We start from the raw sequence: 13,318 nt of genomic DNA on the forward strand, positions 1-13,318 counted from the left end.
CTAGCCCCCTCCAAAGGTTTTCCCATGAATGTTGCTGTTCCTCCCGCCCCCGATACCGTGGCCGACCTGCGCTGCGATGTCGCCATCGTGGGCGGAGGCCCTGCCGGGCTCATGGCCGCCGAAGTGCTGGCGCAAGCGGGCGTGGTGGTCCATCTGTTCGACGCCATGCCCTCGGTGGGGCGCAAGTTCCTGCTGGCCGGCAAAGGGGGGCTGAACCTCACGCACTCCGAGCCCCATGCGCCGTTTGCCACCCGTTTTGCAGAGCGCCAGCCGCAGGTTGAACCCTGGCTCACCGCGTTTGGCGGGCCCGAGATCCGCGCCTGGGCGCAGGGGCTGGGGGTGGAGACCTTTGTGGGCACGTCGGGCCGGGTTTTTCCCTCTGACATGAAAGCGGCACCGTTGCTGCGCGCCTGGCTGCAGCGCTTGCGGGGGCAGGGTGTGTTGTTCCACATGCGGCACCGCTGGCTGGGTTGGGCGGGCGATGGTGCGCTGCGCTTTGCCGCGCCATCCGGCGACGACAGGGTGGTGCATGCGCGCGCCGCGGTGCTGGCGCTGGGCGGGGGAAGCTGGGCACGCCTGGGTTCGGACGGCGCCTGGGTGCCCTTTCTGGCCGAGCGCGGGATTGCCGTGGCACCGCTGCGCCCCGCCAATTGCGGTTTCGACGTGCTGCGTGGTGACGTGCCTGCGGGCGAGACGCGCCGCGCGTTCCTGCAGGAGCTCATCGGCCGCACGCCTGAGCCCGCTACAGGCTGGACACCCCACTTTGCCGAGCGTTTTGCGGGCCAGCCCTTCAAGACAGTGGCGCTGGCCTTTACCGACAGCCAGGGCCGTGCTTTCAGCCGCAGGGGTGAATTTGTGGCCACCGCGACGGGCGTCGAGGGCAGCCTGGTCTATGCCGCGTCGCACCTGCTGCGCGACGAGATCGAGGCGCATGGCCATGCCACGTTCCATCTGGACTTGCTGCCCGACCACACGCCCGAACGTGTGCTGGTGGAGGTGCGCCATCCGCGCGGATCACGCTCGTTGTCCAGCCACCTCAAGAGCCGCCTGGGGCTCGATGGCATCAAGGCGGGCATCCTTTACGAACACCTGGGCAAGGACGGTGTGAACGACCCCGTGGCGCTGGCCCATGCGATCAAGGCACTGCCGATCACGGTGATTGCCGCTCGCCCTCTGGACGAGGCCATCAGCACCGCAGGCGGCGTGGCTTTTGAAGCGCTTGATGCCCACCTCATGGCCACCGCTGCACCCGGCGTGTTCTGCGCGGGCGAAATGCTGGACTGGGAGGCTCCCACAGGGGGCTACTTGATCACGGCCAGCATGGCCAGCGGCCGCGTGGCGGGCGAGGGCGCGCTGCGCTGGCTGGCGCAAGGCGCTTAAAGAAGACCTGCCGTCAGCACCTGGCGCACTGTCAACGCCAGTGCCACCGTGGATCCGGCTTTACCGGTCCACTGGAGGCGTCCCCTTTCGGGGGGGAGGCGCGAAGCGTCTCAGGGGGTCAGAACTTGGCGCGGTAGTACAGCATGGGCCCGCCTTTGCGCGCCCGCAGCACCAGTCGCGATCCGCCCTGCAATTGCACGCCCACAGCGCCAAACTCGGGCACCAGACCCCCGGTGCGGGAGGATGCCCACTGCACCTCCATCCGGGTTCCGTACATCGGCGGCTGCGACTGCCAGATCATGCCCATGGCATCCTGGGGCTGGTTCCATTGGGGCGCGCGCGCCCAGGCTGTAATGTCCAGATGGTGCCCGCTGTCGAGGCGGGACCGCCAGCGCACCCCCAGGTCCAAACTCGCGGGCACCATAGCGCCCGCTGTGAGGGGGGCTGCGCCAGCAGATGGGGCGGGTGCGGTCATGCCCAGCAGCAGCCCGAAACTGCTCCGCGCATCGGGCGATGAGAGCGATTCGGGCGAACCTGGCGTGAACCAGCGTGTCATGCCGATCTGCTGTGTGCTGTGGACCGCTCCCGTCGTCTGCCAGAAAGGCGTCTCGCCCAGACTGGGCAGCACGACACTGTTCAATTCATAGGTGGATGAAGACCGGCTGCTGGATTCTTGTTGCAGGCTGGCCCAGGCTTCGTCGGCAAACCGCAGGCCGCGCGGATCGGCTCCCCATGCTGCACTGGCTGTTGCAAGACTCAAACCGACCACCAGCGCGCCGTGGCGGTAAGGAATCACTGGCGAAATTCGGCGGGTTGACATGGCAGCACCCGATGAAAATAAAGGATGAAGCGATGCAACAAAGTGTGCGCTTTCCACCGGGGTTGTGCAATCCGGCACACCGCAAAACGGTGTCGGACAGCGCTGACAGAAGGCTAAAGGCTGCCCTGGCCCGCAGGACAGATATCGGGCCGAATGAAAGTGGGGAGGGGGTGGGCGCGAACATGGCGCCGGGACCATTGCGCAGGCGCGCAACGGCACCGAAAAAAGAAGTTGACGAGCCTTACCCCCGGCACTGACTCCACAGTTAGGGCTGCTTGGTTCCCCACCTGACCCGGTTGGCCGCTTCACCATGCGGGGAGGCCCGTCACCTGCGATTGTACGACGGATGCGGGTGCACTTTTCTGAACAGCCCCGTTGCCCGGGATGCCGAAAGGACACCCGGCCCAGCCCGTAGAATCTGCCGGATGTCCTACCTCGTGCTCGCCCGCAAGTACCGTCCCCGCAATTTCACCGAAATGGTGGGGCAGGAGCACGTGGTGCAGGCCTTGACCAACGCGCTCACCCAGCAGCGCCTGCACCACGCCTACCTGTTCACGGGCACGCGGGGCGTGGGCAAGACCACGGTGTCGCGCATTCTGGCCAAGTCCCTCAACTGCCAGGGGCCAGACGGGCAGGGCGGCATCACCGCCACGCCGTGTGGCGTCTGCTCGGCCTGCACAGACATCGACAGCGGCCGCTTCCCCGACTACACCGAACTTGACGCGGCCTCCAACCGGGGTGTGGACGAGGTGCAGAGCCTGCTGGAACAGGCCGTCTATAAGCCCGTGCAAGGGCGCTTCAAGGTCTTCATGATCGACGAAGTGCACATGCTCACGAACACGGCGTTCAACGCCATGCTCAAGACGCTGGAAGAGCCGCCCGAGTACCTCAAGTTTGTGCTGGCCACAACCGACCCGCAGAAGGTGCCGGTCACGGTGTTGAGTCGCTGCCTGCAGTTCAACCTGCGCCCCATGGCGCCAGAGACCGTGTTGTCGCACCTCACGCAGGTGCTGGCGTCGGAGAACGTGTCGTCCGAGCCCCAGGCCCTGCGCCTGCTCTCGCGCGCTGCGCGGGGCTCCATGCGCGATGCGCTGTCGCTCACCGACCAGGCCATCGCCTTCGGCAGTGGCCAGTTGCAGGAAGCCGCCGTGCGGCAGATGCTGGGTGCGGTGGACCGTTCCTACGTGTTCCGGCTCATTGATGCGCTCGCCCAGGGCGATGGCAAGACGGTGGTGGAAACCTCGGACACGCTGCGCCTCAACGGCCTGTCTGCCGCTTCCACGCTGGAAGAAATGAGCGCCGTGCTGCAGCGCATGGCCGTGTTCCAGGCCGTGCCCCAGATGGCTGGGGCCGTGGATGCCGATGACCCCGAAGCGGCAGAAACAGCCCGCCTGGCTGCGTTGATGCCTGCCGACGAAACCCAGCTGCTCTACAGCCTGTGCCTGCACGGGCGTGGTGAGCTGGGCCTGGCGCCGGATGAGTACGCGGCACTGACCATGGTGCTGCTGCGCTTGTTGGCGTTCAAGCCTTCGGGCGAGTCGGCTGAAAAAAAAACTCTGACGCGGGCTGAAACCGCGCCTTCCGGTTCTGCAACGGCGGTTTCTGCGGCACCTGCAGCAGTGGCTGTCGCTGTGCCAGCGTCCGTGGTTCGAACGGCGGTGGCTCCTGCACCGCAGGCTCTTCCGGTGGGCGCTGCGCCTGTGGCCCTGGCGCAAGCGGCTTCACCCGCAGCTGCGGTGGCAGCCGTAGCTGCGGCTGCAGGCTTGGCACCGCCGGTGGTGCAAGACCTGTCTTCCGAACCTGCCGATTCCTCTGAACCGCCTCCCTGGCCGGGCTCGGACGAGCCGGGCCCCGTGCCGCCTATGGGTTCAGCCGCCACGGTGCTCCCGGTGCGGACACCCGAGAGGTTTGAAAGAAATCAGCCTCCAGCGCAATATCAACAAGCGCAAGGCGCTCCTGAATTTGTAGCGATTCCGGTGCGTGAATCGCCTGAGCCGGGTGAACGGCTGCAACCGCTGCCGCTCTCTGCCCCCACGCCCGTTTCTGCGCGCTATACGCCCACGGAAGAAGGCGATGTCTGGCACGCCACCGTGCGGCAGATGGTGGTGGCAGAGTCGATTACCGCCCTGGTGCGTGAGCTGGCCCTGCAGTCGCAACTGGTGGCGCGCGACGGGGGCCACTGGCTGCTGCGTGTGGAGCGTGAGTCCCTGAACCAGCCCACCGCACGCGAGCGCCTGCGCGCCGCGCTGGAGGCTGCCGGCCACGCCACCCAGATCACGGTGGAAGTGGGTGTTGTCATCGACAGCCCCGCCCGCCGCAACGCCGCTGCCGCTGCCGAGCGCCAGCGCCGCGCAGAAGAAATCGTTAACAACGATCCCTTTGTGCAATCGCTGATGCGTGACTACGGCGCGAGAATCGTGCCGGGCAGCATCAAGCCTGCATGATGACCCGCTGCACGCCCTCTCATTGCGTACTTGTATCCAACGATAGAAACTGAAAAGGAAACCACACCATGTTCAACAAAGGACAACTCGCCGGCCTCATGAAGCAAGCCCAGGCGATGCAGGACAACCTCAAGAAGGCGCAGGATGAACTGGCCTTCATCGAGGTGGAAGGTGAATCGGGTGCCGGCTTGGTGAAGGTGCTGATGACCTGCAAACACGACGTCAAGCGCATCACCATCGATCCGAGCCTGCTGGCCGAAGACAAGGACATGCTGGAAGACCTCGTGGCGGCGGCGTTCAATGCGGCGGTGCGCAAGGCGGAGGAAACTTCGGCGGAGAAGATGGGCAAGCTGACGCAAGGGATGCCAGGCCTCCCCGGCGGCATGAAATTCCCCTTCTGAGGCTGGCTACCGAGCGGGCGATCTGCGTCGTTGGGCGGTGCTCGGAATCCTCACGTACTTCAAGTACGTTCTGGTTCCTGTGCTCCGTCCGCCTAGCAGCTCATCCCGCTCGCTACGCCCGTGAAGGCGGGGTGTGAATACCGGGTTCAGCGAGACCTTTTTGTTGTTTGTTCGTGGTGGAGAGCTTGCGAGGGGTGAAGCCTCTTCTCCACACAACCGTTCGGGCTGAGCTTGTCGAAGCCGTCCTGCCGCTACAAGTGCCCCAAGTTTTTCCAGATTTCCATCCCAACCAATGTCCACCACCGATTCCCTCGACGTTTTGATCCAGGCGCTGCGCCGGTTGCCGGGGGTGGGGATCAAGTCTGCGCAGCGCATGGCGTTCCATCTGCTGCAGCACGACCGCGAGGGGGCGCAGGTGTTGTCGCAGGCGCTGCACGAGGCCGCGGGGTCGGTGCACCACTGTGCCCGCTGCCACACGTTCACTGAGGCCGAGGTCTGCAGCACCTGTCTGGACCCAGCGCGTGATGCCACGCGCCTGTGTGTGGTGGAGACGCCGGCAGACCAGTCGGCCCTGGAGCGTACGGGCGCGTTCAAGGGGCTTTATTTCGTGCTCATGGGGAGGCTCAGTCCGCTGGATGGCATCGGCCCCAAGGAGATTGGCCTGCAAAAGCTCATGGACCGGGCCACCGACGGCACCGTGCAGGAGGTCATCCTGGCGACCAATTTCAATGCCGAGGGCGAGGCCACGGCCCATGTGATCAGCGAGGCGCTCAAGAGCCGGGGGCTGCATGTGACACGGCTGGCGCGTGGTGTGCCCGTGGGCAGCGAGCTGGAGTATGTGGACCTGGGCACGATTGCGCATGCACTGGTGGACCGCCGGTAGGCAGTTCACGGAACCAGGGGTCCACGGCGGCTAGAATACTCACAATTTAATAGCTGCTAGCGCTTATGTATCAAGCGCTGGAGCCCAAAAAGGCTTAAAAATGAATACCACCATGCATGTTGCACGGTTCACAGTGGCTTACTGGTGCGTGCTGATCGCGGCCCTGCTTCCCATTGGCTGCGCCTGGCTGGCCAAGAGCGGCAGCCTGGGCAAGTCGCGCAAGGACGGCGGTTTTGACAACCACGATCCCCGCGCCTGGATGGCCCGGCAGACGGACTGGCGGGCCCGCNTCTTCATCGGTGCCGTGATCATTGCGCACCTGCTGGGGGCGGGGCAGACGTTGCTGGACATCCTGGCGCTTTTGTATGTGATGCTGCGCATCTTCTACATCATGATGTACGTGTCCGACATGCCCACCGTGCGCAGTGCGGTCTGGGCCGGGGCGCTGCTGGTCAACATTGGCATCCTGTTTCTCGGCTACCGCTGACTCTCGTCGGCTGGCCCTTGAATGGGCTGTGGCTCTTTTTGCGGGCTGTTGCGTCCCGTTTCTATAGATTTTTAAACCCTGGTAAGTAGAAACCCGCTGGGATTCCCCCTGATGCGGGCTTGCTGGCTCTGCGGCACGATTGTTGCAATGCAGCATTGCAATTTTCACTGATTTTCATGACCCGTCCTTTACTCACTCGCCGCGCCTTTGGTGCCGTGTCTGCCTTGTCGGCGGCGGGGGTGTTTGCGCCTGCCATGGTGCGGGCGCAGGTGGACGGTGCGGCACTGGGCAGCGTCACCATCGCCGTGGGTGGGCAGGGTGTGCTCTACCACCTGCCGCTGGCGCTGGCCGACCAACTGGGCTACTTCCGGGCGGAAGGGCTGGACGTGACGGTGCGCGATTTTTCGGCAGGTGCACTGGCGCTGCAGGCGGTGCAGGACGGCGTGGCGGATGTCTGTGCCGGGGCTTTCGAGCACACCATCCGGCAGCAGGTGCGCGGCCAGGCCTATCGGTCGCTGGTGGTGCAGGGGCGTGCGCCCCAGCTGGCGTTGGGGGTTTCGCTGCGCTCACTGCCTGCCTACAAGGATCTGGCGGATTTGGGGGGGCGACGACTTGGTGTGTCGTCCGTGGGTTCGTCCACGCACCTCGCGGCCAGCCTGGTGCTGGCGCGGGCAGGCCTGGGCCCGCGCGACGTGGCATTTGTCGGCGTGGGTTCGGGCATGGCCGCGATGAACGCTCTGCGTTCCGGCCAGGTGCACGCGCTGTGCCATGCCGACCCCATCATGACGCTGCTGGAGCAAAAGGCAGACACACGCATTGCCGGCGACATGCGTTCGCTCAAGGCCGCACAGGAGATGTTTGGCGGCGCCATGCCTGCCAGCTGCCTCTATGCACCGCAAGCCTTCCTGCAAAAACATGCCGCACAGGCACAGGCGCTGGCCAACGGCATCGTGCATGCCCTCAAGTGGTTGCAGACGGCGGGACCTGCAGACATCGTCAAGGCGGTGCCCGCGGGCTATCTGATGGGAGACCGGGGGTTGTACCTGGCCGCCTTCAGCCGCGTGCGCGAGACCTATTCGACCCATGGGATGATGCCCGACGATGGCGCGGCCACGGCCTTGCGCGTGTTGTCGCGGGTGCACCCCGAGCTGGCGGATTTCAAGGTGGAGCTGACTCGCACCTACACCAACGACTTTGTGCGCAAGGCGCGGCAGAAATTCAACGTCTGAATGCGAGGTGCCCCTTGGGGGCGCTTGGAGCTGGCCGCTGGCGTGCCGGTGGGTTCGCCAGAGCCTTGGATGTTGAAGTGAGGCCGCGCACTTCCGGTGGCGGTGCGGGCATTCGGGTCGGGAAGATGGCTTACATTCGTCGGCGTTCGGTTTGCCGTAGCCTCGGCCTACCAGTCACCTACCCCACAAGGATTGCACCATGTCTTTTACCCTCAGCGTCGGCCCACTCGTCTCCTTGATCGCGGGCATCCTCATCCTCGTCATGCCCCGTCTGCTCAGCACCATCGTGGCGCTGTATCTCATCATCATGGGCATCCTGGGGCTGCTGGGCATGCACTCCCTGAAGTTCTGAGGCTGGTTCTCGGCACGCCTCTCGCGCTTCGTCTGTGGCGTTTCAGCGGCGCTTGACCTTGGAGGGCGTGCCTCCACGGCGCACCGGCGCATCGGCTGCGCGCTTGCCTGCAGCGCCGGAGCGCGCCACCGGCGTGCGTGCGTTCCGTGCCTGCGGGGCGGCCTGCCGAACGGGCAGATACACCACCACCTGCTGGCCTACCTTGAAGGCCGCCGTCGCGCGCACATCGTTCCAGTCCGCCACGTTGGCCGCCGTGAGCTTGTAGCGCCGGGCAATGCTGGCCACGGTCTCGCCCTTGCCGGCCTTCACCGTCGTGCGGCGGGTGACGATCTCTGGCGAGAAAGCGACCTGACCATTGTCTGCCAGGTGGGAGGACACATCCTGGCGAATGGCGGACGAACGCGGGATCATGAGTGCCGAACCCGCCTTGATCAGCATGCGCGGGGGAATGTTGTTGATGCTGCGCAGGTCGTTCTCGCTCATGCCCGCCCGCTGGGCGGCCTCAGCCACCGTCATCGTGGACGGCACGGACCACACGGTCCAGCTGGCATATTGCCCCTCGCGGCGCGCTTCAAGGTTGCGCTGGAACACCTTGGCGTTGTCCCAGGGCAGCAGGACTTGTGGCGTGCCTGCTGCCAGGATCACCGGTTTGTTGAAGGACGGGTTCAATGCCCGGAAGTCCTCTTCGCGCACGCCGGCCAGCGTGGCGACCAGGGCCACGTCGATGTCGTGGGTGATGTCCACCGTCTGGAAATAGGGGTGGTTTTCGATGAGGGGCAACTCGGTGCGGAAGGCCTCTGGATTTGCGACGATGTTCTTGACGGCCTGCAGCTTGGGCACATACATGCGGGTTTCAGCCGGCATGTTCAGGTCGGTGTAGCTGGTGCCCAGTCCCTGCTTCTGGTTGCGGGCAATGGCCCGTCCCACGCTGCCTTCGCCCCAGTTGTAGGCGGCCAGCGCCAGGTGCCAGTCGCCGAACATGCCGTGGAGCTTTTGCAGGTAGTCGAGCGCGGCGCGTGTGGATGCGAGCACATCGCGGCGGTCATCGCGGAACGCGTTCTGCTTGAGGTCGAAATAGTTGCCCGTGGCGGGCATGAACTGCCACATGCCAGCCGCCTTGGCGCTGGAGACGGCCTGGGGGTTGAACGCGCTTTCGATGTAGGGCAGCAGCGCCAGCTCGGTGGGCATGCCGCGCCGCTCCAGCTCTTCAACGATGTGGAACAGGTACTTGCTGGAGCGCTCGGTCATACGCTGCATGTAGTCGGGGCGCGTGGCATACCATTGCTCGCGGTCCTGCACCAGTTCATGCTGCAGATCGGGCATCGCAAAGCCCCGGCGGATGCGGTCCCACAGGTCGGCGGGGGTCGAAAGCGATGCGACCTCGCCACTGGCAGCCTGCGCTGCCGTAATCGGCCTGAGCGGGCCGTTGGGAATGACGGGGGTGTGGGAGGTCCGGGGTGGGGCGCCGGTGGAGGAAGAAGGGGCGGTGCCAGCTGCGCTGTCCTGCGAAGGCCCGGTGGTGGCGCAGCCCGTGAGCCAGAGCGCGCAAGCCAGGCAGGCGATGTGCAAAATTTTCATCGAAACTCGTTTTTCCATTGGCGCAGTGCGGCCAGTACCGCCACTGCATCGTCTTGATTCACCTGCGTGTCGTAGCCTTGGGCGGCTTGGGCCACCGCAGGTTGACGCACGCGCAGGAAGGGGTTGATGTCTCGCTCCAGGGCCATGCGCGACGGCAGTGTGGGCTGTTGGCTGGCCCGCAGTGCCTCGCATTGGTGGTTGTAGTGGAGCAATGCCGCATTGCCGGGTTCCACGGCCCGGGCAAATTTCAGGTTGGAGAGCGTGTACTCGTGCGTGCAGCATACGCGGGTGTTCCCCGGCAACGCTGCGAGCTGGTCCAGGGAGTCCAGCATCTGGGCGGGCGTGCCTTCAAACAGCCGGCCACAGCCGCCCGAAAAAAGTGTGTCGCCGCAGAACAGCAGGGGCGCACCGTCGATGTCGGGGCAGTAGTAGGCAATGTGGCCGGCGGTGTGGCCCGGCACGTCGATGACTTCAAAGCGCAGCCCCAGCGTTTCCACCGCATCGCCGTGCGAAAGGCGTTGCAGCGGTTCGGGGATTTTTTCGCGGGCGGGGCCATAGACCATGGCGCCGGTGGCGTTGCGCAGGGCATCCACGCCGCCGACATGATCGGCGTGGTGGTGCGTGACTAGAATGGCCTGCAACTGCACACCAAGGTGCTGCAGGGCCTGCAGCACGGGCGCAGAATCTCCCGGGTCCACGACGATCGCCTGGCGGCCGTCATGCAGCATCCAGATGTAGTTGTCGGTAAAGGCGGGTAGCGGCAGCAAGTTCATGAGCGATCAAATTATAGGTTTGCACCACTGGTTCGATTCCCCGCCGGGCCGGTACCTGCTGGCGTGGGAGCAGGCGCGCTTCGATGAGGCGGTGGCAGATATCTTTGGGTACCACAGCCTGCAGCTCGGAATGCCCCTGCTGGATGGCCTGCGTGCCAACCGCATGCCGCACCAGTGGCTGGCGCTGGGGCAGGAGGCGGTGCAGGGTTCGATCGCCTTTCTGGAGACCGGTAGCGGCGATGCCCCCCTGCAGCGCCGCGCGGTGGATCTGCTGACGGAGCCCGTGGCCTTGCCGTTTGCAGAGGCCAGTCTTGATCTGCTGGTGCTGCCCCATACCCTGGAGCTGAGCATGGACCCCCATGCGGCCCTGCGCGAAGTGGAGCGGGTGTTGGTGCCCGAGGGGCGGGTGGTCATCAGCGGGCTGAACCCCACGAGCCTGTGGGGATTGCGCCAGTGGCGTGCGCGCATGTACCAGCGCATGGGCAAGGGCACGCTGTACCTGCCCGACGTGGGCGAGTTCATTGGCTACCGGCGCCTGCGCGACTGGCTCAGGCTTTTGAGTTTCGAGGTCGAGTCGGCCCAGTTTGGCTGTTATCGTCCAGCGGTGCGCAGCACCCAGTGGCTGGAGCGTTTTGGCTTCATGGACCCCCTGGGCGAGCGGTGGTGGCCCATTTTTGGCGCGGCCTATTTTCTGGTTGCGGTCAAGCGGGTCCATGGCATGCGTTTGCTGGAACCCGCCTGGCGGTCCACCCGGCAGCGGTCCGCAGCCACAGTGCCCATTGCCAACCGCGCCGGCCCGGTGGGGGCAACGGGCCGCACCTCCCGCCTATTCACAGGCAGCGATGACAGAGACAGGAACACAGTTTGAACCAGGTAGAGATATACACAGATGGCGCCTGCAAGGGCAATCCGGGCCCCGGAGGGTGGGGTGCATGGTTGCGTTCGGGATCGACGGAGAAAGAGCTTTTTGGTGGAGAGCTGGGCACCACCAACAACCGCATGGAGCTGATGGCCGTGATCGAGGCGCTCTCCGCCCTCAAGCGGCCCTGTGCCGTGACGTTGTACCTGGACAGCGAATATGTGCGCAAGGGCATCACCGAGTGGATCCATGGCTGGAAAGCCAAGGGCTGGCGCACGGCTTCCAAGCAGCCGGTCAAGAACGTGGAGCTGTGGCAGCGGCTGGATGCCCTCGTGAGCACGGGTGGACACCGCATCGAATGGCGGTGGGTGAAAGGGCATTCTGGCGATCCCGGCAACGAGCGTGCCGATGCGCTGGCCAACCGGGGCGTGGACAAGGCCCTGGGGCGCGGGTGATCGCTGGCGTATGCCAAAGCGCAGCGCGGCGGCGTTTCTGCGCCGCAAGCCCCTTCGGGGGCTTTTTTTGTTTCTGCAGCATGTAAAGCCTGCGTAAATCTGCCGCAATTGCCCTTGGGGTCATACCGTGGTTGGATGCAGCGCAAGACACGCACTGATACATTGTTTGATTGCGCTCCCCACACCACCCGCTTTCATTGACCCATGGCGTCCAAGAACAAATACATCGTTTTCGCTGTCATCGGCATCGCTGCCGCATCGGGCGCTGCCTGGTGGCTTCAAAAACCGGCGCAGTCCCCGCGCAGCGAGTCGTCAGCGGCCGGTGCAGGGGGCAATGCACCCGCTGGCGCTGCAGCCAAGGGAGGGGGCGCTGGCCGCCCCGTGGCGGTGGAGGCCGTGGCTGTGCGGCAGATGGCGCTGCGCGACGATGCCGAAGCGGTGGGAAGTCTCAAATCGCGCCAAAGCGTGGTGCTGCGCCCCGAGGTGAGCGGGCGCATCACGGCGCTCAATTTCCGCGATGGTGAGCGCGTGCGGCGCGGGCAGGTGCTGGTGCAGTTTGACGACCAGTTGCCCCGCGCCCAGGTCCAGCAGAGCCAGGCCGAACTGTCAATTGCCCAGGCCAACCACAAACGCAACCAGGAGCTGGTGGCCCAGGGCTTCATCAGCCAGCGTTCGGTCGATGAAAGCGCTGCCAACCTCGAAGTGGCGCGGGCCAAGCTGTCCCTGGCGCAGGCCACGGCCTCGCGCCTGAAGATCGTGGCGCCATTTGACGGCATTGCTGGTATTCGCGGCGTGAACGTAGGCGACTACCTGAAAGACGGCGCCGACATTGTCAATGTCGAAGACCTGGACGCGGTCTACGTGGATTTCCGCCTGCCCGAGCGCCTGCAGAACAAGGTCCGCACGGGCCAGACCGCCCAGGTGGTGTTCGACGCCCTGCCGGGCGTGCGCTACAGCGCCGTGGTGCAGGCCATCAACCCCCAGATTGACACCGACGGCCGCGCTGTGGCGGTTCGCGGCTGCATCGACAACCGGCGCCTGCAACTGCGCCCCGGCATGTTTGCGCGCGTGACGGCGGTGTTCTCGGAGCGCAGCAATGCCCGCGTGATCCCCGAGGAGGCCGTGGTGCCCGACGGCAGCAGCCCCTATGTGCTCAAGATCGTCGATGGCAAGGAGCCCGGCAGCCGCGCGACCCAACGCACCCCCGTCAAGCTGGGGGCCCGCACCCCGGGTTTTGTGGAGGTGGTGGATGGCCTGGCCCTGGGAGACATGGTGGTCACCGCAGGGCAGCAGCGCATCCAGAAGGACGGAACCGTGGTGCGTGTGGTGGAGCTGGGCAAGCCAGGCAATGGTGCGTCGCCGTCGCCATCACCTGCGCGCGCTGCATCTGGAGCGGCAGGGACAATGGGCGCAGCCAGTGCTGGCAGTGCGGTAGCGGCAGCCGATGCACCGGTGCCCACGGCGGCCGACACCGCCAGCGGCCCCCGCGCGGCGGCGCAGCCGATGGCTGCAGCACCCGTGGCCGCCGCCACCACCACTACTGCAGCATCGCCCAATGCCGTCGTGGCTCCGTTGCCTGGCCCCAACCCTTGCCAGCCTGCAGGCACGCCCAGCCGGGCACCACAAGGCAGCCCACGCCATCCCGCGTGATCGATGA

Annotated in this window: 12 protein-coding genes, 1 other RNA gene and 2 pseudogenes; 11 read left to right on the forward strand and 4 right to left on the reverse strand. The window is 65.5% G+C overall.

Annotated features, from left to right (window positions below):
- The first annotated feature begins 24 nt into the window (after positions 1-24).
- Positions 25-1,380: a TIGR03862 family flavoprotein gene (locus tag ASE52_RS09925; RefSeq protein ID WP_057225765.1), complete on the forward strand. Its 1,356-nt coding sequence runs from the start codon at positions 25-27 to the stop codon at positions 1,378-1,380.
- A 118-nt stretch (positions 1,381-1,498) separates the two neighbouring features.
- Here the strand turns inward: ASE52_RS09925 and ASE52_RS09930 are convergent, their stop codons facing one another.
- Both ASE52_RS09930 and ffs read right to left on the reverse strand, forming a co-directional pair.
- Positions 1,499-2,200, reverse strand: a complete 702-nt coding sequence (locus tag ASE52_RS09930; RefSeq protein WP_241776972.1) for a hypothetical protein — start codon at positions 2,198-2,200, stop codon at positions 1,499-1,501.
- Between the two features lie 230 nt (positions 2,201-2,430).
- An RNA gene (ffs, locus tag ASE52_RS25050) (signal recognition particle sRNA small type) lies at positions 2,431-2,527 on the reverse strand.
- 98 nt (positions 2,528-2,625) lie between these two features.
- On the opposite strand from ffs, the gene dnaX reads away from it, so the two are divergent.
- The 7 genes and pseudogenes from dnaX to ASE52_RS25055 all read left to right on the forward strand — a co-directional run bounded on the left by dnaX (position 2,626) and on the right by ASE52_RS25055 (position 7,996).
- A complete protein-coding gene (gene dnaX, locus ASE52_RS09935) occupies positions 2,626-4,644 on the forward strand; it encodes a DNA polymerase III subunit gamma/tau (RefSeq protein ID WP_057225767.1) in 2,019 nt (672 codons plus the stop codon).
- 68 nt (positions 4,645-4,712) lie between these two features.
- The gene (locus ASE52_RS09940) at positions 4,713-5,045 is read left to right on the forward strand and encodes a YbaB/EbfC family nucleoid-associated protein (RefSeq protein WP_010457931.1); all 333 of its coding nucleotides are present in this window, start codon (positions 4,713-4,715) and stop codon (positions 5,043-5,045) included.
- 292 nt (positions 5,046-5,337) lie between these two features.
- Entirely contained in the window at positions 5,338-5,928 is a 591-nt protein-coding gene (gene recR, locus ASE52_RS09945) for a recombination mediator RecR (protein ID WP_010457933.1), read from the forward strand.
- Positions 5,929-6,028: 100 nt separating this feature from the next.
- Positions 6,029-6,217, forward strand: a pseudogene (locus tag ASE52_RS26270) (glutathione metabolism protein); the annotation flags it as partial.
- Between the two features lies 1 nt (position 6,218).
- Positions 6,219-6,415 (forward strand): annotated as a pseudogene (locus tag ASE52_RS26275) (MAPEG family protein); the annotation flags it as partial.
- 176 nt (positions 6,416-6,591) lie between these two features.
- Positions 6,592-7,644, forward strand: a complete 1,053-nt coding sequence (locus ASE52_RS09955; protein ID WP_029412782.1) for an ABC transporter substrate-binding protein — start codon at positions 6,592-6,594, stop codon at positions 7,642-7,644.
- 199 nt (positions 7,645-7,843) lie between these two features.
- Positions 7,844-7,996, forward strand: coding sequence for a DUF3096 domain-containing protein (locus ASE52_RS25055; protein ID WP_010457938.1), 153 nt, complete (start codon positions 7,844-7,846; stop codon positions 7,994-7,996).
- A 42-nt stretch (positions 7,997-8,038) separates the two neighbouring features.
- Here the strand turns inward: ASE52_RS25055 and ASE52_RS09960 are convergent, their stop codons facing one another.
- Together ASE52_RS09960 and gloB are read right to left on the reverse strand one after the other, a co-directional pair.
- The gene (locus ASE52_RS09960; RefSeq protein ID WP_057225770.1) at positions 8,039-9,574 is read right to left on the reverse strand and encodes a transglycosylase SLT domain-containing protein; all 1,536 of its coding nucleotides are present in this window, start codon (positions 9,572-9,574) and stop codon (positions 8,039-8,041) included.
- Complete coding sequence (gene gloB, locus ASE52_RS09965) at positions 9,571-10,347, reverse strand: hydroxyacylglutathione hydrolase (RefSeq protein WP_057225772.1); 777 nt, start codon at positions 10,345-10,347, stop codon at positions 9,571-9,573. Before gloB ends, ASE52_RS09960 begins: the two co-directional genes overlap by 4 nt.
- Between gloB and ASE52_RS09970 the strand changes: the two genes are divergently transcribed.
- From ASE52_RS09970 to ASE52_RS09980, 3 genes are all read left to right on the forward strand, one after another.
- On the forward strand, positions 10,346-11,215 hold the full coding sequence (locus tag ASE52_RS09970; RefSeq protein ID WP_241776973.1) for a methyltransferase domain-containing protein: 870 nt from the start codon (positions 10,346-10,348) through the stop codon (positions 11,213-11,215). The two genes, gloB and ASE52_RS09970, sit on opposite strands and share 2 nt — an antisense overlap.
- Positions 11,212-11,661: a ribonuclease HI gene (gene rnhA, locus ASE52_RS09975; RefSeq protein WP_010457945.1), complete on the forward strand. Its 450-nt coding sequence runs from the start codon at positions 11,212-11,214 to the stop codon at positions 11,659-11,661. The genes ASE52_RS09970 and rnhA overlap by 4 nt, the downstream gene beginning before the upstream one ends.
- Before the next feature lie 204 nt (positions 11,662-11,865).
- Entirely contained in the window at positions 11,866-13,311 is a 1,446-nt protein-coding gene (locus ASE52_RS09980) for an efflux RND transporter periplasmic adaptor subunit (RefSeq protein WP_057225775.1), read from the forward strand.
- Positions 13,312-13,318: the final 7 nt, after the last annotated feature.

Source organism: Acidovorax sp. Root275 (genome assembly GCF_001428965.1).
Lineage (GTDB): Bacteria > Pseudomonadota > Gammaproteobacteria > Burkholderiales > Burkholderiaceae_C > Acidovorax > Acidovorax radicis.

Coding starts and splice junctions, on each gene's coding strand:
- ASE52_RS09940 (WP_010457931.1), top strand. CDS start 4,713: ATGTTCAACAAAGGACAACTCGCCGGCCTCATGAAGCAAGCCCAGGCG.
- dnaX (WP_057225767.1), top strand. CDS start 2,626: ATGTCCTACCTCGTGCTCGCCCGCAAGTACCGTCCCCGCAATTTCACC.
- recR (WP_010457933.1), top strand. CDS start 5,338: ATGTCCACCACCGATTCCCTCGACGTTTTGATCCAGGCGCTGCGCCGG.
- ASE52_RS09960 (WP_057225770.1), bottom strand. CDS start 9,574: ATGAAAATTTTGCACATCGCCTGCCTGGCTTGCGCGCTCTGGCTCACG.
- ASE52_RS09955 (WP_029412782.1), top strand. CDS start 6,592: ATGACCCGTCCTTTACTCACTCGCCGCGCCTTTGGTGCCGTGTCTGCC.
- ASE52_RS09930 (WP_241776972.1), bottom strand. CDS start 2,200: ATGTCAACCCGCCGAATTTCGCCAGTGATTCCTTACCGCCACGGCGCG.
- ASE52_RS09925 (WP_057225765.1), top strand. CDS start 25: ATGAATGTTGCTGTTCCTCCCGCCCCCGATACCGTGGCCGACCTGCGC.
- gloB (WP_057225772.1), bottom strand. CDS start 10,347: ATGAACTTGCTGCCGCTACCCGCCTTTACCGACAACTACATCTGGATG.
- ASE52_RS09980 (WP_057225775.1), top strand. CDS start 11,866: ATGGCGTCCAAGAACAAATACATCGTTTTCGCTGTCATCGGCATCGCT.
- ASE52_RS09970 (WP_241776973.1), top strand. CDS start 10,346: ATGAGCGATCAAATTATAGGTTTGCACCACTGGTTCGATTCCCCGCCG.
- ASE52_RS25055 (WP_010457938.1), top strand. CDS start 7,844: ATGTCTTTTACCCTCAGCGTCGGCCCACTCGTCTCCTTGATCGCGGGC.